This window comes from Citrobacter sp. Cpo037, assembly GCF_030332945.1.
In the GTDB taxonomy this organism is placed as follows: domain Bacteria; phylum Pseudomonadota; class Gammaproteobacteria; order Enterobacterales; family Enterobacteriaceae; genus Citrobacter; species Citrobacter portucalensis.
This window is the reverse complement of record NZ_JAOWGW010000040.1, coordinates 119,340-141,508: the sequence shown is the minus strand read 5'-3', so window position 1 is coordinate 141,508 and position 22,169 is coordinate 119,340. Positions and strand designations below refer to the sequence as shown.

The 22,169-nt window shown below is 53.8% G+C and carries 25 protein-coding genes; 4 read left to right on the top strand and 21 right to left on the bottom strand.

Annotated features, from left to right (window positions below; translation table 11 throughout):
• From OGX94_RS04280 to OGX94_RS04210, 15 genes are all read right to left on the bottom strand, one after another.
• On the bottom strand, nt 1-585 hold the full coding sequence (locus tag OGX94_RS04280; RefSeq protein ID WP_003827523.1) for a DUF3261 domain-containing protein: 585 nt from the start codon (nt 583-585) through the stop codon (nt 1-3).
• A complete protein-coding gene (locus OGX94_RS04275) occupies nt 582-2,900 on the bottom strand; it encodes an MMPL family transporter (protein WP_257662202.1) in 2,319 nt (772 codons plus the stop codon). Before OGX94_RS04275 ends, OGX94_RS04280 begins: the two co-directional genes overlap by 4 nt.
• Nucleotides 2,869-3,474 (bottom strand): LolA family protein, encoded by a 606-nt coding sequence (locus OGX94_RS04270; protein ID WP_257662203.1) that lies wholly within the window; start codon nt 3,472-3,474, stop codon nt 2,869-2,871. The genes OGX94_RS04275 and OGX94_RS04270 overlap by 32 nt, the downstream gene beginning before the upstream one ends.
• A complete protein-coding gene (locus OGX94_RS04265) occupies nt 3,471-3,893 on the bottom strand; it encodes an acyl-CoA thioesterase (protein ID WP_003827529.1) in 423 nt (140 codons plus the stop codon). Before OGX94_RS04265 ends, OGX94_RS04270 begins: the two co-directional genes overlap by 4 nt.
• A 3-nt stretch (nt 3,894-3,896) precedes the next feature.
• On the bottom strand, nt 3,897-5,588 hold the full coding sequence (locus OGX94_RS04260; RefSeq protein ID WP_003827531.1) for a glycosyltransferase family 2 protein: 1,692 nt from the start codon (nt 5,586-5,588) through the stop codon (nt 3,897-3,899).
• Nucleotides 5,579-5,932, bottom strand: coding sequence for an ApeI family dehydratase (locus tag OGX94_RS04255; RefSeq protein ID WP_003827533.1), 354 nt, complete (start codon nt 5,930-5,932; stop codon nt 5,579-5,581). Before OGX94_RS04255 ends, OGX94_RS04260 begins: the two co-directional genes overlap by 10 nt.
• Complete coding sequence (locus OGX94_RS04250; protein ID WP_257662204.1) at nt 5,919-7,280, bottom strand: AMP-binding protein; 1,362 nt, start codon at nt 7,278-7,280, stop codon at nt 5,919-5,921. The genes OGX94_RS04255 and OGX94_RS04250 overlap by 14 nt, the downstream gene beginning before the upstream one ends.
• Entirely contained in the window at nt 7,277-7,858 is a 582-nt protein-coding gene (locus OGX94_RS04245) for a COG4648 family protein (protein ID WP_003827535.1), read from the bottom strand. Before OGX94_RS04245 ends, OGX94_RS04250 begins: the two co-directional genes overlap by 4 nt.
• 6 nt (nt 7,859-7,864) lie before the next feature.
• A complete protein-coding gene (locus OGX94_RS04240; RefSeq protein ID WP_003827536.1) occupies nt 7,865-8,116 on the bottom strand; it encodes an acyl carrier protein in 252 nt (83 codons plus the stop codon).
• A 12-nt stretch (nt 8,117-8,128) separates the two neighbouring features.
• The gene (locus OGX94_RS04235; RefSeq protein ID WP_003827537.1) at nt 8,129-8,386 is read right to left on the bottom strand and encodes a phosphopantetheine-binding protein; all 258 of its coding nucleotides are present in this window, start codon (nt 8,384-8,386) and stop codon (nt 8,129-8,131) included.
• Nucleotides 8,367-9,182 (bottom strand): lysophospholipid acyltransferase family protein, encoded by an 816-nt coding sequence (locus tag OGX94_RS04230; RefSeq protein ID WP_003827538.1) that lies wholly within the window; start codon nt 9,180-9,182, stop codon nt 8,367-8,369. The genes OGX94_RS04235 and OGX94_RS04230 overlap by 20 nt, the downstream gene beginning before the upstream one ends.
• Complete coding sequence (locus OGX94_RS04225; protein ID WP_003827539.1) at nt 9,179-9,901, bottom strand: beta-ketoacyl synthase chain length factor; 723 nt, start codon at nt 9,899-9,901, stop codon at nt 9,179-9,181. Before OGX94_RS04225 ends, OGX94_RS04230 begins: the two co-directional genes overlap by 4 nt.
• A 40-nt stretch (nt 9,902-9,941) precedes the next feature.
• A complete protein-coding gene (locus OGX94_RS04220; protein ID WP_286568768.1) occupies nt 9,942-11,003 on the bottom strand; it encodes a class I SAM-dependent methyltransferase in 1,062 nt (353 codons plus the stop codon).
• Between the two features lie 68 nt (nt 11,004-11,071).
• Nucleotides 11,072-11,449: a hypothetical protein gene (locus OGX94_RS04215; protein WP_122973906.1), complete on the bottom strand. Its 378-nt coding sequence runs from the start codon at nt 11,447-11,449 to the stop codon at nt 11,072-11,074.
• Nucleotides 11,450-11,919: 470 nt separating this feature from the next.
• Nucleotides 11,920-12,966, bottom strand: coding sequence for an AI-2E family transporter (locus OGX94_RS04210; RefSeq protein ID WP_003827543.1), 1,047 nt, complete (start codon nt 12,964-12,966; stop codon nt 11,920-11,922).
• Between the two features lie 133 nt (nt 12,967-13,099).
• On the opposite strand from OGX94_RS04210, the gene OGX94_RS04205 reads away from it, so the two are divergent.
• On the top strand, nt 13,100-14,317 hold the full coding sequence (locus tag OGX94_RS04205; protein ID WP_003827545.1) for an MFS transporter: 1,218 nt from the start codon (nt 13,100-13,102) through the stop codon (nt 14,315-14,317).
• 3 nt (nt 14,318-14,320) lie between these two features.
• Here OGX94_RS04205 and OGX94_RS04200 read toward each other — a convergent pair whose 3' ends face one another.
• Nucleotides 14,321-14,878, bottom strand: coding sequence for a DcrB family lipoprotein (locus tag OGX94_RS04200; protein WP_003827547.1), 558 nt, complete (start codon nt 14,876-14,878; stop codon nt 14,321-14,323).
• Between the two features lie 72 nt (nt 14,879-14,950).
• A complete protein-coding gene (locus OGX94_RS04195; protein ID WP_003827549.1) occupies nt 14,951-15,616 on the bottom strand; it encodes a 7-cyano-7-deazaguanine/7-aminomethyl-7-deazaguanine transporter in 666 nt (221 codons plus the stop codon).
• Between the two features lie 168 nt (nt 15,617-15,784).
• On the opposite strand from OGX94_RS04195, the gene tusA reads away from it, so the two are divergent.
• A complete protein-coding gene (gene tusA, locus OGX94_RS04190) occupies nt 15,785-16,030 on the top strand; it encodes a sulfurtransferase TusA (RefSeq protein ID WP_003827551.1) in 246 nt (81 codons plus the stop codon).
• Between the two features lie 98 nt (nt 16,031-16,128).
• On the opposite strand, the gene zntA is transcribed toward tusA, so the two are convergent.
• Together zntA and OGX94_RS04180 are read right to left on the bottom strand one after the other, a co-directional pair.
• Nucleotides 16,129-18,327: a Zn(II)/Cd(II)/Pb(II) translocating P-type ATPase ZntA gene (gene zntA / locus OGX94_RS04185; protein ID WP_063941402.1), complete on the bottom strand. Its 2,199-nt coding sequence runs from the start codon at nt 18,325-18,327 to the stop codon at nt 16,129-16,131.
• Between the two features lie 74 nt (nt 18,328-18,401).
• Nucleotides 18,402-19,028, bottom strand: coding sequence for a lysoplasmalogenase (locus tag OGX94_RS04180; RefSeq protein WP_003827558.1), 627 nt, complete (start codon nt 19,026-19,028; stop codon nt 18,402-18,404).
• A gap of 141 nt (nt 19,029-19,169) precedes the next feature.
• Here OGX94_RS04180 and OGX94_RS04175 point away from each other — a divergent pair, with 141 nt between their 5' ends.
• Nucleotides 19,170-19,529 (top strand): DUF2500 domain-containing protein, encoded by a 360-nt coding sequence (locus OGX94_RS04175; protein ID WP_003827560.1) that lies wholly within the window; start codon nt 19,170-19,172, stop codon nt 19,527-19,529.
• Between the two features lie 99 nt (nt 19,530-19,628).
• On the opposite strand, the gene OGX94_RS04170 is transcribed toward OGX94_RS04175, so the two are convergent.
• Entirely contained in the window at nt 19,629-19,904 is a 276-nt protein-coding gene (locus OGX94_RS04170; RefSeq protein WP_003023415.1) for a DUF1145 family protein, read from the bottom strand.
• Nucleotides 19,894-20,490 (bottom strand): 16S rRNA (guanine(966)-N(2))-methyltransferase, encoded by a 597-nt coding sequence (gene rsmD, locus OGX94_RS04165; protein ID WP_003827565.1) that lies wholly within the window; start codon nt 20,488-20,490, stop codon nt 19,894-19,896. The genes OGX94_RS04170 and rsmD overlap by 11 nt, the downstream gene beginning before the upstream one ends.
• 151 nt (nt 20,491-20,641) lie before the next feature.
• Here rsmD and ftsY point away from each other — a divergent pair, with 151 nt between their 5' ends.
• Entirely contained in the window at nt 20,642-22,168 is a 1,527-nt protein-coding gene (ftsY, locus tag OGX94_RS04160; RefSeq protein WP_286568765.1) for a signal recognition particle-docking protein FtsY, read from the top strand.
• The last annotated feature ends 1 nt before the right edge of the window (nt 22,169 follow it).

Below are 22,169 nucleotides of genomic sequence, written 5' to 3'. Positions count from 1 at the left end.
TCAGTCACCCAGGTATTGAATGGTGATGTGGTATTTAAAAACGTGCTGTTCAATGCTGATCGGTTCGCGTTTTCCTTTTCGATTCAGATACGTGATTTCCGTGACCACTTTGCCGCGGGCATTGCGCAGCTCACGCGTGTCACCCGTATCGACGAGCGTCCAGCCTGTGGGTAATTGCGGTTGCCAGGCGCTAATCGGCCAGTGACTGAGCATCACGTCAGCCAGCACCTGGCTGGCTGGCGGCAATTGTGGAACGATGATCGATTGCTCGGTGTGCAGTCCTTTTTCATCGTAAGTCACGAGGAACAGGCGAATGCCGACTGATGACAGCCCGGCAAGTGTGATTTTCTTGTCATCAGCATTGAGCATGACCAACAGTGACTGAGTTTTGCCGTTGAAACTTCCGGTTAGTAGCTGTTGTGAATTCACCGCGGGAGAAATCCCCGGGGCAGGTAGCGTTACACGAGTCCCCGGCTCTAACCAGGCTTGCGGGCGGCCTTTCTGTTCCGGCTGCGAGTGGCTGCAACCGGCCAGCAGCAACGTGGCGACGAGCGCAGCGGTACGCCAGAATGTCTGTTTAATCATCTTCTTTTTTTCTCTTTTTTTCCTGGCATAGCCAGCGGTGACAGCAGGAAGGCGGTGAAAATACCGCTCACTAGCACAATGCCAAAACTGCTGATTGCCTGAGTGGCGCTAAAGACCAGCACGCCGAGCGTCAGGAGCGTGGTCATCATCGCCAGCGTGATAGCCAGCAGCGATGTCAGTGGCGTACCGCGTGGATTACTAAAAAACAGCGTGTAGTTAATGCCAATTCCCAGTACCAGCACCAGTGCCAGCAGCGAGAACAGGTTGAGTGCATGACCGCTCAGGGCCAGTACCGCCAGACCGCAACCTAAAGACAGCACTGAGGGGACCAGGCTAATTAAGCCCTTACGCCAGCCAAGCCGAATGACGGCGCCACAGGCAATCACCGCCAGCGCAATGCACAGCAGACCGGTCAGAATATGGCGATAAAGGGCAAACAGATTGTCAAAGCTGCTCTTACGATCCACCCACGCCACGCCGGAATATTTCGCGCTGAGCGTATTTAAAGCATCACTTTGTTTCACCCCTTCAACGGGAACCAGTACGCTGCTTTCGCCATCAGCCAGAGACAACCATAGCAAGCGCCAGCCTTCACTGGCCGGGCTGGCAAGCCAGGCATCGACGGTTACGGGCATGGCGCTAAGATCGGGGTTCACCGTTGCCAGACCGGCGTTGTTTAAGGCTTTCGTGATGGCGGGCGCGGCATCTTTTAGCAGAGACAGATCCTGCTGTTGCCGGGCGAGTGAATTGAGCGGAATGGTGCGATATCCGCTGAGTAACCCGTCTTTTTTTGCCTGTTCCAGCGTGGGGATAAAGGTTTCCAGCCGCTCCAGCGTTTGCTGAGCGGATTTGCCGTACACCACAAACCACTTCTGGTCGACGCTTTGCCCGGTCAGGGCGGTAATCGCTTTTTCCTGAGCAAGAATTTCCTGCGGCAGCGCCTGTAACTGGGAGATATCATCGTCTACGCGTAGCGTCGCCATACCTGCCAACGAGAACAACGCCAGCGCCACCGGCAGGCCAACGGATAATTTCTTATTCCGCCGCCATGCAGCAAGCCAGCGTAGCATGAGTACCATTGCCGGCACTGGGCGTACCGGCAACCGACGACACAACCACGGGTGCCAGAAAATGACCGTCAGGCAGGAGGCGCTCAGACCTACCGCCGCGAATACCGCCATCTGGCGAATACCGGGGAAGGGGGCCAGCATCATAATCAGATAAGCCGCTACGGTGGTGAGTAGAGCCAGGAGCAGGGCATTGCGCACTTTGGCAAGGCTTTGCCATGGCGATGTTTCCGCACCGTGCACCATCCGTTCGGTCAAATAGTAGAGCGTATAGTCGGCGGAAATACCGATGATGCTCATGCTCATCACCAGCGTCATCAGATGGAGCTCGCCAAAAATCAGCAGCGTGACGACGGTCCCCGCCAGCGCACCAATGCCAATCGAAATCAGGCACAGCAGCAGCGGACGCAGCGAACGAAATACAGCCACGATGAGCAGGATCACCCCGAGCACAGTGGCTATGCCGAGGGTAGAGATATCTTGTTTCGCCTGCTGGCTGGCGTAATCGCTATAGAACAGCGTCCCGCGAGACAGTAGTTGAGCCTGTGGATAGTGGGCTTTGAGCTCACTTTCCAGCGTATTCAGCGTGGTGACCAATTGATGCGTCTGTTGCATATCAAACGATGAGCCGGTCAACTCGCCATGTAACAGATACCAATAGTTGCCTTGCTCATCCTGGGTGACAAGCCAGCCGTCCATCAGGCGCAGACGCTGCCCGGTTTTGGCCATGGCCAGCTGCGAGCCTCGCATCAGCATGAAGGGATCGTTTTGTAGCTCTTTGCCACTGACGCCGGAGAATGCGGAGTAAAGTTGGGACAGGATCCACTGGGCCTGTGCTTCGCCGCCGTTTTGCAGCCGGGCGCGGGTCTCGTTATCTATCAGTCCGTTACGATGTTGCCAGAAGAATGCCCCCCAGGCCTGCTGGCTGTCGGCATCCATTGGACCTTTTACCTGGGCTAGCGCGTGCGATTTTTGCAGTAAAGCCAGCCAGTCCCGGGCTATCGCTGGGTCCGGTTGCTTACCGGGACTCACCAGCCAGACCACCTGACGGTCAAGGCGCTGCATAAATCCCTCGTTCAGATCCGGAGGTATAGCGCCCAGCGTCTGCTTTGGCAACATGGCCAGCACGCTGCTGTTAAGGCGGGCCTGAGGTAGCAACGTCAGAAAGATGCCCAGCAGAAGCAGGCAGACGACTCCCCATAACAGCGCGGGGCGTTTACTGGGCGGCAAAGCGTTGGCGTTCGTCATCGGTCAGTTGCGCTGGCGTTAGTTGGTGTTGGGAAAGCGCGATATCGGTGCGATCCCCCTGCTTATCGTTGAGATGAATGCTCTCCAGGTAAGTCTTTCCGGCTAAATCAATCGTCGCAAAAATCTTATCCAGCGGTGTGGTGATTGGCGTCAGGCGTAGCGTCCAGCGACCTTCTCCTAAGTCTGCAAACTCCACGCGGAAGTTTTGTTCCAGCACTTTACGATCCGCCTGGAATAACGCCCGTAGCAGATGATTAAACTGGAACATTTGCGGGTTATTCTCAGCGGTAATGGTCTGCGGTGGTTGACCGTTAATTGCCTGAACCATCCGTTTGTCGTCCAGCAGCAGCTGCATCGGGAACGGGGACGTTTGATCCCACAGCAACCCCTGGTCGCGGGCGATCAACATCTTGCCCTGAGATCGCAGCGGCTGCGGCAGATCCTTTATCGTCCGGGTTTGATCGAAGTGGGCGCGAACCACCGGTTGTTCGGTAAAACGCTGTTGTAGGGAGTCGAGCGTCAGGGCACTGACGAAAGGGCTGACGAGCAGCACGAGCAATGACCATAATTTCATGGTGTCACTCCCATCCGTTCAAACAGAATATCCGGGCTGACAAAGCACAGTTCACGGCTTTTTTCGTCGACGGCGACCTGGATGGTGTAGCCTGTTGTGGCGCGTTTACCTGTTTCGGCATCAAAAATTTCGTAGCCGATACGCAGGCGATTTTCGTACTCTTTAATTTGGGCGCGTACACGGATACGCTGCTCGAAAGTCAGCGCATTGCGATACTTCACCCGAGTGTCGACCACGGGCCACAGATAGCCAGATTCTTTCATCTGCCGATAGCCATAATCGAATTGGTTCAGCAGTGCCTCACGGGCAATCTCGAAGTAACGGAAGTAGTTACCATGCCACGCTACGCCCATCATATCGACGTCGTGAAACGGAATAGTTAGCTCGACTTCAGCCGTAAAGCGGGGATCGTTAAGCACCCTTTACTCCTTGTCATTGGTATCCGGCAGTTGCCAGAAATCGAAAAAGTTAAACCAGTCGAGGGGCGACTGAAGCGCATAGTGCTCAAGGCGTTCGGCGTAGCGATCGACAGTATTCTGTAATGCCTGTTGTCGTGTGGCGCGCGGTAAGAGCAGTGGGTCGGCAAACGGTTCGCAGTAGATGTGGAGTTTCTCCTGCTGGCGCAGGGCAAAAATCAGATCTACAGGGCAGCGTAAAATAGACGCGAGAATAAACGGGCCCTGAGGGAATGGCGCGTTTTGCCCCATAAAGCGGCTCCAGCACACGCGCCACTCGCCGCCGCGTTGGGGATTGACTGCGATGCGATCGCCTACGATGGCTACCCATTCACCGCGCTCCAGTTTCTCTTTGAGCAGAATGGCAGTATCTGGACCAATACTGTTCACCGGGAGCAGATTTAATCCAGCCTGCGGGGCCATCTCTTGCATGATTTGTTTAAAGCGTTGGGCGTTATCGCTAAATACCAGCGCATTGATTGTTTTACTGCCCTGTAGCTGGGCCAGTGCCCGACAGGCCTCGACATCGCCAAGATGTGAAGCCAGTAGCAGTTTTCCCCGAGGATCGCTGATATTCAGCGTCGTTTCTGCACCTGGTGCAAAAATCACATCGCGACCGAAGTGCAGCTCACCGCGCCAGCTGGCAATCTTATCCAGCATCGCGCCGCCAAAACGCAGGAAATGCTGATAACTGGTCAGGTTTGGCGGTACTGGCATCCGCCGTGTGATCAGTTGCGCCCTTACGCGGCTAATCCAGCGTTGAGAGGCTTTTCGGGCAGTTGAAGCGCTGAGCCAGTATACGCCGACGACCGGATACAGCAGCAGGGAGAAGGCTTTGCGACCCAGTACACGCCAGACCAGTAGCATCAGGCGCATTCCCCACAACCCTTTGACTTCCTGTTGCTGCGCCCAGTGTGTCGATGAACGACGACAAAGCAGGGAGGGGATGCGTGGCAACATGCCAAAGAACAGGCGAGTGTGCATCAATGAAATGTGCAAATTGTCTTTAAGCGCGTCGAAATGGGATAGCCCGTCCTGCGGATAGGTGACTCGCGTGGGGATAAAATAGCTGGTGTTGCCTTGCCAGTAGAGGCGCACCATCACTTCAGTATCAAAATCCATCCGTTTGCCGAGCGTTACGCGCTGTGCCAGTTGCAGCGTAGGGGCCACCGGATATACCCGAAAGCCGCACATACTGTCTTTGAGTTGCAACGAGAGCGTTTCTATCCACACCCAGATATGGGTTACCCAACGACCGTACAGGCGCGAGCGAGGAACCGAATCATCGTAAATCGGTTGTCCGGAAATCAGTGCTGTCGGATGTTCTTTTGCCAATGCAAGCAGCCTGGGAATATCTTCAATGGCATGTTGCCCGTCGGCATCGACCTGCACGGCATGACTGAACCCGGCATCTGCCGCCGTCTGCATTCCGCGAATAACCGCTGCGCCTTTGCCTGCGTTGATGGGCAGGCGAATTAACGTCAGATTGCTGTATTCTGCCGCCAGGCGTGCCAGTTCATCTCGTGTAGTCTCGTCGCTGCCATCGTCCACCACAATGCAGGGGAGATTGAACGGCCGAAGACGATCCAACACGTCTGACATCATCGCGCCGTGGTTGTAGCAGGGGATCAACACGCATGGGGAAAAGGTCAGCGGCATAACCGAATCTTCCCGCTGCTGGCGGTATGGCGCACGTCACCGTCGTGGCGCTGGTAGCTAAAAGAGAGCATCTGACGCGCTTCCTGCCAGCTCAGACTCAGGGTGACGGTGGCCTCTGGCAATAGCGGTGACTGGAACTTCACGTTTTGAATACTGTGAAAACGCCAGCCTGGGACCAGCAGCGTGGTGGCGTAATCCATCGCCCAGTTCAGCTGTGCAACGCCCGGCAGCAGTGGCTGCACGCTAAAATGCCCGCTGAACCAAAACAGAGACGGGTCGAGTTGTAAAACAATCTCAGCCTGATGAGGCAGTGCCTGATGGCGCTCGATTTCATGGGGTTTCATGAAATAACTCCTGTAATTGCGCATAGACACGCTTGTTCATACTGTTGACCGGAATCTCATCAATCACCCGCCAGTAGCGGGGAACCGCGACAGGCTCCAGCCAGGGCAGCAGCGATCGTCGCCAGGTCAGTTCTTGCGGTTTACCACCGCACTCAAGCCAGCGTTGCCGGGCTTCGTCATTCAGTACCAGCAGGACGCCAACGCCCTGACGTCCTCCACGTGAGACCGGCAATGCCGCGACTTCACAGATACCATCCAGTGCCAGTAAACGTTGCTCCACTTCGCTGAGTGAAATGCGTTTCTCTTCAATTTTGACCACCCGCCCGCGTCTGCCCATCAGGCGGAACTGTCCGTTTTCGATAAACTGCAGAACATCATCGAGTAACAGGCCATCATCAGCGTTAATTAGCGGTGAAAACACACGAAATGCGTCGTCTTCTGGCTGGAATCTGACGCCGGGAAAAGGCAGCCATGCCACATCATCCTGGTGGCGATAGCGCCACGCAAGGATCCCGGTTTCAGTGCTGCCGTAGATCTCATCGGGCCAGACATTAAGCCAGTCAGCAGCCTGCGTGACGTCCTGCCAGGGCAGCATACCGCCCGCAGACAGAATTAGTTCTACCGGCGGCGGTGTCAGGTTGTGGTCGAGGCGTTTCAGAAACGCCGGGCTGCTGATAAACGCATACCGATGCTCAGCGCTCAGCGCCGCCAGTTGTTCGGCATACCAAAGCATCGCCGCGTGCAGCGGCAGGCCTAAGGCCATCGGCAAAAATATACGGAACGTCAGGCCATACAGGTGTTGCGGTACCACTGACGCGACCACCCGGCAACCTGCCAGACGATCGGCAAAGCGTGTAGCGAGCAATGCCGCTTCGCTATCCAGACGAGCGATCGGTTTGATCACGCGTTTCGGCTGGCCGGTCGAACCGGAAGTGAATAGCTCCACAAAGGCGTCACTGCGTATTGCCGGGAACGTGATGTCGTGAGCCACGGATGTCATGGCGGAGTTGACCACCCGCAGCGTTCCCTGCCAGTCCATCGCTTTATCGCTCAGTACGCCGTCAAACAGCAAGTGCTGCTCGTTTAACAACGAAACGCGACAATGTCCTGGGATCACCGGTGTTTTGCCGGCATGGAGTGTTGCCAGCAGTGCGACGATGAATAAATAGCTGTTCTCGAAGCACAATGCCCAGCGTTCACCTTCCTGCTGTCGCAGATATGCTATCAAATGGGCCACATCATGGCGCAGATGGCCAAGCGTCCAGGTATGCTCTTCCTGCCACGCAACAGGAACGTCGTCCGGACGTGGGGCACAGAGCCATTGAGCGAGTGTGAGGGGCTGCTTCATTGGGTATCTCGTTTTATCACCAGTTGGCGAATTAACCACTCGCCTACCATCAATGTTCCCATTAGCAGATAGGAAACCATGCCGTTCCAGGTGGTCCACAGGGTCATATCGCCATTCAGTGCGGTAAAGAGCGCAACGCTGCCATTGATGATGAAAAAGGCGCACCAGATTTGTGTCACACGGCGCGTGTAGCGCACGCCCGCATCGGGCAGATTTGGGTCGCGCAGTCGTGCCAGACGTTCAACAATGGGCATTGCTGACCATAACGATCCACCAAAAACCGACAGCATAACGGCGTTTACCACTACCGGATAAAACAGCAGCAGCTGGTGCGTTTTGAGCAGATAACTGGCAATGCACAAGGTTATACCCGCGACCGCCACTACCTGTGTCACGACGCGCAGCGGCCCCGCCTGTCGCCGGGTCTGGCGAAAGCGTAAAAAAAGGAGTAGCGCCATCAACGGTAGCAACCAGTGCAGACTGTTATGCGCCAGGCCAAACCAGATCAAAAACGGCCAGGCCAGCAACAGTAGACCTGTCAGCAGTTGTACGACTGGCAACGAGCGTGTGCCCGACACGGAGAATTACGCTTCTTTGAGAAGGCGTTCTACCGCATCGACGACATCTTGTACGGTGCGTACTGCTTTGAACTCTTCCGGCTTGATTTTCTTACCGGTTTTCTTTTGCAGATGCACGATCATGTCGACGGCATCGATGCTATCGAGTTCCAAATCTTCGTACAGGCGCGCCTCAGGCTTGATATCTTGCGGATCAACTTCAAACAGCTTGACCAGCAGCGAGGAAACTTCAGCGTAAATGGCTTTTTGTTCGGTCATAACGGACTATCCTCAGGCACGTTGCGCGTGAATGAAAGATGCCAGCGTGGCGACGGAGAAGAAGTGCTGACGCATTTCTTCGCTCTCTGCTGAGAGGATCACGCCATACTCGTTTTTCACCGCCAGACCCAGCTCCAGGGCATCGATTGAGTCCAGACCTAAGCCATCGCCAAAGAGTGCCGCTTCGGTTTCAATATCATCAGCTGTCAGTTCGTCGAGATTCAATGTCGTTATAATGAGATTTTTGATTTCAAGATAAAGCGCTTGCATCATTAATTCCTGAAAGAGGTAAAGTACCTGGTTGTAATTGAAGCAAAAGATGCCGGTTCAACTGCCTTGCGGCCAGCGCCGGTTCTTGTGAGTTTGCGTCGTAAAATTGGTCGATCTTAACCCGTTCGTGTACTGAAATGGTAAACATCGGTTTTACAGATGGGACGTTGTACCATTGGCTTTCTTTATCCAGCATTTGTTCGCTGCAGTTAATAGTCACTATGCGTAAATCACTGCTGCAGCGCACGGCGATATTTGCTGCACCACGCTGTAACGTCATTGCTTCTCCGGGGCGTGTACGGGTTCCCTCGGGGAAAATTAAAATGGTATCGCCTTGCTCCAGACGTTGCTGGCAAGCGGGCAATAGCGCATCAGCCTGGCTGTTAATCAGATAATCTGCGGCCCGGACTACGCCGCCGAGAAAAGGATTTTTTAGTAGTGCACTTTTCACCAGACAGTCGGTTTCTGGCATGACCGAGGCCAGTAGGACATAGTCGATGAGCGTCGGGTGGTTGGCGACGACAAGACACCCTTGTTCGTTGCGTAAAATGTCTCGTCCTTCAATTTGGTAATCCAGCACGCCTAGCCGCTTCGCCACGGTTAAGAAGAGACGAAAACTGGCAGCGATACTGCGTCTGGCGATACGCCGACGTCGGGCTTTATCCCATACCGCGATCAGCAGGACGTTAAACCAAATCGTAGACAGGAGGAGCCCGCCGAGGCCAAACAGGGCAAAGCAAAAACCGGTCATCACCAGCCGCCATACCCGGTTAAGCCGCAGGATCATCGTGCTCATCCCTGACTCCACTGCCACTGTACGCGTTCGCCAGGCAGGGTAAACGCCCTGGCATCTTGTAAGTAATGTTGTAAAAACAACAGGCTTTGCGGCAATGTTGTCTCGCTCTGTGCGCTGTGTGGACGGGTTTCACATTGCCAGCTATCACCGGATTCAATAACCAGCGCGACGGCAAACGGCCATGTTGGCATGTCTGGTGGTAACTGTGGGTGATAAAACTCGGGCAGAAAACCGTCGAAATCGACCATCAATACGCGCTGATATCCCGCCTGCAACAGCCCGATGACTTCGCATAACCCCTGCTGGAATGTATCCCTGCCAGCAGAAAGCGAGGAGGAGACAATCGGTTTTTTCGCGGCGATGGTCAGGTTACCCACAGCAGAGTTATGGACAGAGAGGGCGAAATCGGTCGGTGAGAGCGCCTGCTCAGTCGCGAGAGCGTGCAGGATCCTGTAGTTACGCTCCAGTTCACCATGGCGGCTGGTATACAAAACGGCATTGATATCATGACGACGTAACATCGCCAGACCGCAATCGACGGCCAGTTTGCTGCCGGAACTGAGGCGGCGGGCTGTCATCATCGGTAACTCATTGAGCTTAGCCAACGGCGCGGTGGGATCGATGGCGTGCGAAAGCCGTGACCATTCATGCCACTGTTCTGTTTCGCTTAACCCAGGCGCCCTGGCCTGCCAGTCGATAATATTGAAAGCAAATTTCATCAACGCGTATCCGCGGTAAATCGGTTGTTCCGATTGTTTCTTATTTTTTCTTCTGACATATCAATAAAGTATGCCCAACACCTAAGTTATCGTGGCGTTCATCTACCTGAAAACCTGCCTGATTCAGATAGTGATAAAACTTCTCTACGCTGTAGAAACGGCTGTTGCCATTCGCCATACAGGTAAAATAAAGCGAAGACGCATTCAGGCTAAATGAGGCAGCCTCAAATTTTTGGGCATCCCAAAACAGCTCCATAATGCACAGCTTCGCGCCTGGCTTCATCACCCGAGCAACGTTGCTTAGCATAGCGATAATTTGTTCCGGGGAAAAACAGTCCAGGAATTGACTCATCCACCAGATATCAGCGCCGTCAGGTAAAGGCGAGTCGCTAAGCATATCCACAGCATGGAAATTTATGCGATGAGATAATCCTGCATTTTCTATATTTTCGCGGGCAAGTGCAATTTGTTGCGGCAAATCTAAGAGGGTGACTGTAATATTGTCATCATGTTGACAACAACGTAATGCCCATTTTCCGGTATTTCTGCCGACATCGTACAGGGTTGCAGGGGCGCTGGCGAATACATATGGCAATGCGGCATCAAATGCGCCATCTGAATAGTAATGATCAAAAGCAAACCAACTTTCACGCGCAGCCAGCGGTAATTGTGATAGCGCAGGATAGATTGTTGGCCAGTCGCCAAAAATTTTTAGTCCCGCGGGTTTTCCATCTTTCAACGCATTTTCAAGATAGAACAATCCTTGGTAGCAAACATCCTGAGTGAAGTCCATATTCACGCGCGTCATCGTGTCATGTAAAAGAAAATGACCGACTTTAGCGAGGTAATAATATCCTTCTTTGTGGGTAATGATTCGCCCACTTAACCCCATATCCAACAGGATGCTGGCGGCATATTCGTTGATGGTGCTGTTTTCGGTAATTTCGTCGAGCGTGGCGCCGCGTTTACCTTGCTTGTCTAGCCAGGTGAGTACTCCCGCATTTCGCAGACACAACGCGGTTTGAAAAAGCATAGGGGCAAAGGCGATACGTTGTGCTTCAGTAATGGCATCCAGTGCGCTAAGCGAATCCTGTTCGTACATGTGGGGACAACCTGTTAAATGGCAGATAATAAGAGTATCGGGCCTTTTCGGCCCGACTTTAGGCATAATTACAGATTGGCACCGGCTGACAGATTAAGCTGGATGTCTTTATCCAGATTGCGTACCCAGCGGTTATAGTTTTTGTGAATTTTTCCACCAGAGGCCTGCAGGTTGAGGCTGCTGTCGTATTTGATGTCATAGCTGGTGGCGGTATAAGTGATACGGACTTCAGCCACATGATCGCGGGTTTGTTGGCGAGCTTTAATAACACCTGGTCCGGCTTCAGACATGACCCATTGGCGTTGAATACCGGCTTTCAGGATCGCGGTTTTAACCTGGTCCTGAGTATGTCCCGCGCTCACACTGGTGTGAACTTGATCAATCGGCGCAGTACGTGCGCAACCCGCCAGAGCACCGACAACGGCAATGGCCGCAAACCACTTAATATACTGTTTCATTAAAGCTCCCTATCAAAGTACCGTTTATACGTGTTAAATAATAAACTCCGAAATCATGGGCACCTTGTATTGCCTATGATTATATTTAAGCTAAATTAGCATTTTATTTCATATGATTGGTAGCAAGGTAATGAGATGACCGGATAGTAATACCCCAGGACTTTCTTCAACGGAAATTTTTCAGCATCATCATTGGCGAGAAGTATAGAATTTTAGAGAAAATGTATCAAATAAAATAACCTTTAAAGATAAGTAGATAGTTTACGTTAAATGCTTTGGGGGGATTCATTTTTTTTATGCGTTTTGGCAAAGAAACCATCATCTTGGCTTATGTATTTTCTTTATAAAGAATGAAATCCCTTTCACTCTTTATTTAAGATAAGCTTCTATATATAACTACGTTGGCGTCATTTTAACGGTCATATAAAAATATAAAAACTACCTCGGTTGGTAGTTTTTCAGGGAAGCCGACTTTTGGGTCTGCCTGGCCCCAGCAAAATGGCCAGTTTGCTGCCGCCTGTGGTCGTTTCCATCCAGATTTTACATACGCTGGTTAACGGCACGGAGAGCAACATGCCGACCGGACCGAGCAGCCATCCCCATACCAACAGAGAGAGGAAGACGATTAGCGTCGATAATCCCAGCCGATGCCCCATCATTCGGGGTTCGAGAATGTTGCCAATCACCATATGCACCACCAGAAACAGTGCGCCAACCAGCACGCATTCGTAAATGCCATTAAATAGCAGTGCCTGGATCATGGGCGGGACGGCGGAAATGACCGAGCCAATGTTGGGCACGTAGTTCAACAGGAATGCCAGTACACCCCACATCAGAGCAAACTGAATCCCCATCAGTGCCAGTCCCAGCCAGATTATGGCACCGGTCCATAAGCTGAGCAGCGTTTTCAGCGCCAGATAGTGTGACACGCCCTTCAGCGCCCGATGTAGCCCCGCAATGTGGATTTGCGGATTATTCAACGCAAAACGCATCTTATAGGGGACATGACGCACCTCAAACAGCATAAAAACTACCGTCATCACCAGCAGAAAGACGCTGGCCATGGCACCAGAAAGACTCGTCATCAGCGTGGTTGTGAAGGTCATCAGCTTGTCAGAGTCCATGCGTTGCAGCATGCGCTCCGGGGACATATGCAGATTCAGAAAAGGCACCATCTCTTGCAAATACAGAACCTTGCGCGTTAGCTCCTTATTGTATTTTGGCAGCAGGTCCATGAATTCAGTGATTGATGACGCCAGCACGCCAACCAACGCCGTAAGAACGATCAGCATCACCACCACGACTAAGGTAATAGCGATTGGGCGACCGACTCCCCGGCGGATAAACCAGGTGACAAGTGGATTCAATACAATGGCAAAAAAGAGGGCCAGCAGCAGCTGCACAATGATATCCGCCGCAGCATGGATACCTGCGAGGATCACCACCAGAGCGGCCAGTTTGAGCAAAATGTGCAAACCCGTTTTATCGGGCTGGGTGGTTATCATGTCTTCTTCCTGTTTGCGTTTTTGCATTAAGTGTAGCGGCTGGCTTGCGACTGATATTCCTAAACTGGCTACTGATTTCTGCTCTGCAACATGGTAGAAATGAAACACTGTTGTGAAAACGTGGTGACCCTCCATGCCCGAACCCGTCGCTGAACCGACGCTTAGCGGTTTACGCCTGAACCTGCGTATTGTTTCTGTGGTGATGTTTAACTTCGCCAGCTACCTGACCATCGGCCTGCCGCTCGCGGTGTTGCCTGGCTACGTCCATGATGTAATGGGATTTAGCGCTTTCTGGGCTGGGCTGGTCATCAGCCTGCAATATTTCGCTACGCTGCTGAGCCGTCCGCATGCCGGTCGCTATGCCGATCTGCTGGGGCCAAAGAAGATTGTGGTATTTGGGCTGTGCGGCTGCTTTTTAAGTGGCCTGGGCTATTTACTGGCGGGATCAACGAACGGCTGGCCGTTGGCCAGTTTGCTGCTGCTATGTCTGGGGCGCGTGATTCTCGGGATCGGGCAAAGCTTTGCCGGGACCGGCTCTACGCTGTGGGGCGTGGGGGTGGTTGGCTCAATGCACATCGGACGGGTGATTTCCTGGAATGGCATCGTGACCTATGGCGCGATGGCGATAGGCGCGCCGCTGGGTGTTCTGTTTTATGCCTGGGGTGGCTTACAGGGGCTGGCGCTGACCGTGATGGGCGTGGCGCTGTTGGCAATCCTGCTGGCGCTCCCTCGTCCGGCGGTGAAGGCCAGCAAAGGCAAACCGTTGCCATTTCGCGCGGTGCTTGGGCGCGTCTGGTTGTACGGCATGGCGCTGGCCCTGGCCTCCGCTGGATTTGGGGTAATCGCTACCTTCATTACCTTGTTCTATGATGCCAAAGGCTGGGATGGCGCCGCATTCGCGCTGACGCTTTTTAGCTGCACGTTTGTCGGTACTCGTTTGTTGTTCCCAAATGGTATCAACCGCTTAGGCGGGCTGAATGTGGCGATGATCTGCTTTAGCGTCGAGATTGTCGGGCTGTTACTGGTCGGGATGGCTTCGATGCCGTGGATGGCGAAAATCGGCGTTCTGCTGGCTGGGGCTGGGTTCTCACTGGTTTTCCCAGCGCTGGGCGTGGTGGCGGTAAAAGCCGTTCCTCAGCAAAATCAGGGCGCTGCGCTGGCGACCTACACGGTGTTTATGGATTTATCACTGGGGGTTACCGGGCCGCTGGCCGGGCTGGTCATGACGTGGGCGGGTGTGCCGGTTATCTATCTGGCGGCGGCAGGGCTGGTAGCGGTGGCGTTATTGCTGACCTGGCGGTTAAAAAAACGGCCTCAGGTGGTGTCACCGGAGGCCGCGTCATCGTCTTAACCGTTACTGGATAACCAGCGTGTTAATGATGTTTTCTGCGGTAGTCTGCGCTTTTTGCTGATCGTCAGCAGGCAGCGTGATTTGCAGCGTCAGCAGTTGGTTGTCCACTTTACCCAACACCACGGAAGAGTATGCGGTCTGGCCTTTGGCCGAGATGATGCTGTCTAACTGCTGCAGCGTGTGGCCTTTCAACTCAATAGATTTATTGGTGACGACCTGCAGCTGAGGGTCACGGCTACGCTGCTGATCTTCCAGACGTTTTGCCAGCACGGCCAGATCTTCGTTGGTGTTGTCGCCAACAATCACAATCACCGCTTTCTGGCCGGTTGCGTCAGAATATACGTGCATATTGTTCGCCTGGGTGCCCAGCTTGCCGCTCTGATCGGTCATATCAGCTGGCAGGGAAAAACTGAGTTTGCCGTCCAGCAGGCTGACCGGTTGTCCGGTGGCGTTACTTTCTGCGGCAGCACCCTCGGCCGGCGCTTTTGTATCGCTATTATCACAGGCCGCAAGCCCCATAACCAGCAGGCCAATACCGACATATTTAACCAGATTGCGCATTGACTTCTTCCTTTCGATAAACGGCCATAACGGCTCATTCGTCCATCTTATCACAACTCGGAAAATGAACCTTTAACTCGTCTGCAATGCAGAGATTTCAGATTTATCTGCCAGCCTTTTCAGTAACATATTCAGCAGCACGCCATACATTGGCAGGAAGAAAATAATGCTGATCAGTACTTTGAAGCAGTAATCGACCAGTGCGATTTCCATCCAGTGCTCGGCCATAAAGGCATCCGGGCTGCGCCAGAAGGCGATAAAGAAGAAGGCCAACGTATCGCTGATATTGCCAAACAGCGTGGACGCCGTCGGTGCCAGCCACCAGCGACGGTTCTGACGCAGGCGATTAAAGACATGCACATCCAGAATTTGTCCCAGCGCGTAAGCCATAAAGCTGGCAGCGGCGATACGGGCGACAAACAGATTAAAGTGCAGCAGTGCGCCGAATCCTTGCCACGATCCCATATAGAACAGTGATGAAACGACATAGGAGATCAGCAGCGCGGGGATCATAACCGCAAAGATGATACGTCGAGCCAGCGGCGCGCCAAAAATACGCACGGTCAGGTCGGTCGCGAGGAAAATAAACGGAAAGCTAAACGCGCCCCATGTGGTATGGAAACCAAAAATGGAGATTGGAAGCTGCACCAGATAGTTGCTGGAGGTGATCACCAGCAGATGAAATAGCGATAGCCAGAACAACGCTTTTACGCGCTGAGTTTGTGTAAACGGAGTCATATTGTGACCTTTTTGTTGGATGGGGTGAGGGAACCCAATAAAAAACCGTCGCATGATACTGCTTTAAGAGCACATTGCAATGGTTGTTTTTCACGCAATCGTTAACCTGATTGGCTTACGCCACAACAGAGCGTAAAATAACGCCGTTTTTGTATGAATGAGACGACGATGAGCGACCTGTTTACTTCCCCCGACCATACTCTTGATGCCCAGGGGCTGCGCTGCCCGGAACCGGTAATGATGGTGCGTAAAACCGTACGCGGCATGCAGGCCGGTGAAACGCTGCTGATTGTCGCCGACGATCCGGCAACAACCCGCGATATTCCTGGCTTCTGTACCTTTATGGAACATGAGCTGGTGGCCAAAGAGACCGACTCGCTGCCGTACCGCTATCTGGTGCGCAAAGGGCAGTAATCTTGTTATGCCGGATGGCGCTAACGCTTCTCCGGCCTATAAAGACTGAGTAACCTGTAGGCCTGATAAGCGAAGCGCCATCAGGCGAGAAACAGGCACTACCCTTTACGCAATAATCGCAGCGCGTTAGCGGTCACCAGTACCGTTGCCCCCGTATCCGCCAGCACCGCCAGCCACAATCCGGTTATCCCGAGCAGCGTGGTGACGAGGAAAATCCCTTTCAGACCCAGCGCAATCGCAATGTTCTGGCGAATATTGGCATGGGTAGCCCGCGCCAGCTGAATCATTTGCACCAGACCACGCAGGCGGTTGTGGGTCAGGGCTGCATCGGCGGTTTCCAGCGCGACGTCGGTCCCGCTTCCCATCGCAATACCAATTGTGGCCGCTTTCATTGCCGGAGCGTCGTTGATGCCGTCGCCGACCATCGCCAGCGGCGACTGTTGGTTAAGATGGGTAACGGCCTGCACCTTATCTTCCGGCAAGAGTCCCGCTTTGAATTCGAGGCCCAGTTCACCGGCAATGGCGGCCGCCGCACGCGGGTTATCGCCGGTCAGGATCACGCCTTTCACGCCAATCTGATTAAGCTCGCTGATGGCGCTGCGAGCGTCATCGCGCAGCGTGTCCTGTAGGGCCAGCACGCCGAGAACAGCATCGTTACGTAGCACCAGCACCACCGTTTGGCCCGCGCTTTCCAGCTCGCTAATCTGTCCGGCAAAGGCGTCGGCAGGCTGTTTGCCTGCGGCGCAAATTAACACGCGCTCGCCGTCGACCAGCGCTTCAATTCCAGAGCCAACCAGCGCCCGTTGCTCTTTTGCGACAGGAATAGTCAGTTCGCGCGTTTGCGCTTCCCGAACAATTGCTTGTGCCAGCGGGTGCGTCGCGCCTTGCTCTACCGCTGCCGCCAGTGCCAGCAGTTCAGCCTCACCAATACCGCTTGCCGGATGAATCGCCGTGACGCGTGGTTTACCGACGGTCAGGGTGCCGGTTTTATCAAACGCCACCTGCGTAACTCTACCTAACTGTTCCAGCGCGGCCCCGCCTTTGATTAACGCCCCACGACGCGCCGCGGCGGCCAGACCAGAGGTAATGGCTGCGGGCGTTGAAATCACCAATGCACAAGGGCAGCCAATCAGCAGCAGCGTCAGCCCTTTATAAATCCACTCCTGCCAGGATGCGGCAAACAGCAGTGGCGGTACGAGGGTGACCAGCAGCGCAACCGCCATAATGGCTGGAGTGTAAATCCGGCTGAAACGGTCAATAAAGCGCTCAATGGGAGCGCGGCGTTCTTCCGCTTCTTCAATCAGCTTCAGAATACGGTCAATGGCGCTGGCACCCGGTTCTGAGAGCACTTCCAGCGTTACCAGACGATCCACACTGGTGGCACCCGCCGGGACTTTCTCGCCGGTGGCGCGTTCAACCGGGATCGATTCGCCGGTCAGGGCGCTCTCATCAAAGCTGGCAAAGCCGGAGACCAGTTTGCCATCGGCAGGTAAACGCCCACCCGCGGCAACTTCAATAACATCGCCAGGGCGGAGGGTATTGATAGCCACCTCTTCGCGCTCGCCGTTACGCAGGCGTGTGGCGGTTTCCGGTTTGAGCGCCATCAGTGCGCTGACACCTTTACGGGCGCGGCTGGCGGCCCAACCTTCCAGACGCTCGCCAATTAAAAACAGCAGCAGCACCATAGCGGCTTCCGCCGTCGCGCCGATAAACAGTGCGCCAATGGCGGCGACGCTCATCAACGTTTCAATGGCAAAGTAGCTGCCGGTTTTCATCAGACGCAGGGCCTGACGGGCAATGGGATACAGGCCGACCAGCGTGGTGGCGATAAACGCTATCTGACCGAAGGGGTGATTGAACTGCTCCAGCCCCCAGCTAATCGCCATCATGATAATCAGCGAAATCAGCGGCAGGTTTTCTTTAAAACGTGACTCGGGGGCGGCTTCCGTCGCGTGCTCATCGCGCAGGGTATAGCCTGCTTTTTGCACCGCGTTTTCAACTTGCTGGCGGATATCGGAACCGGCATCGACCACCAGTTTTTCAGTGGCGAACAGAACCTGGACCTGGTTGACGCCGCTGACCTGGCGGACCGCATTCTCTACTTTGCGGGCGCAAGCTGCACAGTCCATGCCCGCCACTTTCCAGGAATAGCGGGTACCTATTACGGTATCGGATACGGTTGGTGTTGTGGAGCAGCTTCCTTCGCAGCAGCAGTCATCCACCTTTTGTGGCGCAGGCGCTGGCTTGAAAGAAGAGAATTGTGGGACTTTTTTGCCACGGGTATCGGGTGTCGACATGGCATCCTCCGGTTGATAATCATTTCGTATTAACCGGAGGATACACTCTGGAGTCGACTCCAGAGTCAAGCGTTTTAAAGATACAACGAACGAACAATCAGGAAATGCCCGGCGAAGTAGCAGGCGGCGGCAATGGCGTTATCGGCCCGGAAGCGGCGACGGTAATGGCTACCCAGCCAGACAATGTTGCCGATGAACAGGAGGGATGCGCCCATAAATGCCGACAGCGCCGGGGCGGTCGGTCGAAAGAACCACAGCTCACCGGCCATCCAGACCATCATCAGCGTGATGCCGATGAAGGTGCAGATAGCGACACGCAGCTCTTCCAGACGCGTCCAGATCACGGCGATCAGCAACGCCCCCAGCACTACCAGCACCAACGGCAAAGGCCAGAAGAACGACAGCGTCATTTGGCTGGCGAAGTAAATGGTATACAGCAGATGCGACAGGAAGAATGCTCCCACGGCGTACAGCAGGCGTTGGCGCGGTAACAGCGTCAGCGCATCGCCCAGCAGCGAGGCAAGCAGGCCAGCCAGCACCAGATAGCTGATAGCGTTAAACATTGGCGCCTGCCAGGCCAGCAGTGCCAGCAGGAGTAACGTCAGGGGCTTAAAGACCCAGCGTTGCCAGGCAGGTCCACGATAGGAAGCATCCACGAACAACCATGCGGAAAGACAGACAGCGATAAACGACCAAAGCATCTTAGTTCCTTGAATTCGTTATTTTTTCGTAAGCGGGGTGCTCACGGCTCTACTGTCCAGTGTAGAGGTCGACACAGCCAGATGACAACACCATAACAGGCGATGTATGCTTATTTCCGCATTTTCTGATGGGTTAATAATATGAGCAAGCCACCACTTTTTTTCATTGTTATCATTGTCTTAATCGTTATCGCTGCGTCGTTTCGCTTTGTTCAGCAGCGACGAGAAAAAGCCGATAATGATACGGCACCGCTGATGCAAAAGCAGGTGGTGGTAAGTAACAAACGGGAAAAACCGCTTAACGATCGGCGATCCCGCCAGCAGGAAGTGAGCCCGGCAGGTACCAGCATGCGCTATGAAGCCAGCTTTAAGCCACAAAATGGGGGGATGGAGCAGACGTTTCGTCTTGATGCGCAGCAGTACCACGCGTTAACGGTCGGGGATAAAGGCACGCTGAGTTACAAAGGTTCGCGATTTGTTGATTTTACGCTTGAACGCTAAGGTGTCATCTGACTGATGCCGGATGGCGGCTTACGCCTTATCCGGCCTACAGATTTTTCGCCCCGGCCCGCAACGTGCCGCCGGGCGAAAAGATCACAGCTACTTCTTCAACTGATCTTTAATCTTCTTCTGCCACACCAGTAGCTCAAAGACGCCGAACAGAAAAATACGGATTTTCTCTCCGTTGGTCATCTGCGGGCCATCTTTAGGCATGGTGCTTTTTAGCAGCGCCAGCTGCATGCCATGCATCAGCACCATAAATATCAGTGCGACGTTAACGAAGATGTTAAGCGGGCGTGGAAAGGGTTGGAAAATATTCAGTAGTAAAAATGCCCAGACGCACAGCATCAGCAGGCGTCCCAGGTTAATCAGCATCGTGCTCTCCTCGTGCTTCACGTTGGTACAGGCGATAGGCGACCTGTCCGGCGACTTTCTCACGGTATAGCGACCAGTTCACCGGAACCGGCGGTAAGCCGTTTTCTACTTCGCTTTCAACGTAAATATACGCTTCATTTGCCAGCCAGCCATGAGTTTCCAGAAGAGTTAATGTTTCTTCCAGTAATCCTTTGCGAAACGGCGGGTCAACAAATACCACGTTATGCGGCGTACCTGCCTGAGCCAAAAATGTCAGCGTATTGGTATTGACGACGCGGGCATGGGAGGCTTTTAGCGTGGCGAGATTCTTTTGTAGCTGCTGAGATACCGCGCGATCCATCTCCAGAAGCGTCGCATTTGCCGCATAGCGAGAGAGGGCTTCCAGCCCCAGCGCGCCGCTGCCGGCGAAGCAGTCCAGACAGTGAGCATCGACCATTACCGGGGCCAGCCAGTTAAACAATGTTTCGCGCACACGGTCGGTGGTCGGACGTAAGCCGGGGCTGTCCGGAACCGGGAGTTTACGGCCACGCCATTGCCCCCCAATAATGCGGATCTGGCCGCTACCAGAGTGATTCGGTTTTTTCATTTCTATTATTGCTCAATCCGCCTATAGCATGTCATTCCAGGCGGTGATGTGAGTTAAGTTAAGTGATAGACTATTTCATCATTTTTTTAGCTGCTATGTACATAGCGTTGACGCTGTGCCATGAAGCAACAGCGGGGGAGTGTAGTCGCAAATGGCGAAAGAGAAAAAACGTGGCTTTTTTTCCTGGCTGGGCTTTGGTCAAAAAGAGCAGGCACCGGAAAACGAGACAGAAGTAAAAAATGAAGAACAACAACCGGTTGCTGAAGAAACTACCGTCGTTGACGAACAGCCGCACGTTGAGGAAACCCGTAGCGAGGCTGAAACGCAAGCCTTTGCAGCTGAAGTCGTTGAAGTAACTGAACAGGTTGCGGAAATCGAAAAACTGCAGCCGGAAGAAGAACCTGTCGCCGAACAAGCGCAGCCGGAGATTGAGCCGGTTGCTGAATCCGTTGCTGAAACTGTAGTGGAAACGCCAGCTGCGGTGGTTATCGAACGCGAAGAATTGCCGCTGCCGGAAGAGGTGAAAACCGAAGAAGTTACTGCCGAAGAGTGGCAGGCCGAAGCGGAAACCGTGGAAATCGTTGAGGCGGTTGAAGAAGAAGCTGAAAACGAACCGCAACTGACCGACGAAGAGCTGGAAGCACAGGCGCTGGCCGCTGAGGCGGCTGAAGAAGCGGTTATGGTGGTGCCGGTAGAAGAACCTGCTGTAGAAGAACCGGTAGAAGAAGAGGTGGTCCAGGAGCAGGAAAAACCAACCAAAGAAGGTTTCTTTGCGCGTCTGAAACGCAGCCTGCTGAAAACAAAAGAAAACCTCGGTTCCGGATTTATCAGTCTGTTCCGTGGTAAAAAAATCGACGATGATCTGTTTGAAGAGCTGGAAGAGCAGCTGCTGATCGCTGATGTGGGTGTAGAAACGACCCGCAAGATCATTGCGAATCTAACGGAAGGCGCCAGCCGCAAGCAGCTTAAAGATGCGGAAGCGCTGTACGGTCTGTTGAAAGAAGAGATGGGCGAGATTCTGGCGAAGGTTGACGAACCGCTGAACGTTGATGGCAAAACACCATTTGTTATCTTAATGGTTGGTGTCAACGGTGTGGGCAAAACCACCACTATTGGTAAGCTTGCGCGTCAGTTTGAGCAGCAGGGTAAATCGGTAATGCTGGCGGCAGGTGATACTTTCCGTGCGGCGGCGGTAGAACAGCTGCAGGTTTGGGGTCAGCGTAACAACATCCCGGTGATTGCTCAGCATACTGGCGCGGATTCCGCGTCCGTTATCTTTGATGCCATCCAGGCGGCGAAGGCGCGTAACGTAGACGTGCTGATCGCTGATACCGCAGGGCGTTTGCAGAATAAATCGCACCTGATGGAAGAATTGAAGAAAATCGTTCGCGTCATGAAGAAGCTGGACGAAGATGCGCCGCATGAAGTTATGCTGACTATCGACGCCAGCACCGGGCAGAATGCGATAAGCCAGGCCAAACTGTTCCATGAAGCGGTGGGCTTAACCGGTATCACCCTGACCAAGCTGGACGGTACGGCGAAGGGCGGGGTTATCTTCTCGGTTGCCGATCAGTTTGGCATCCCTATCCGCTATATCGGTGTGGGTGAACGTATCGAGGATTTACGTCCGTTTAAAGCGGACGATTTTATAGAGGCACTTTTTGCCCGAGAGGATTAAC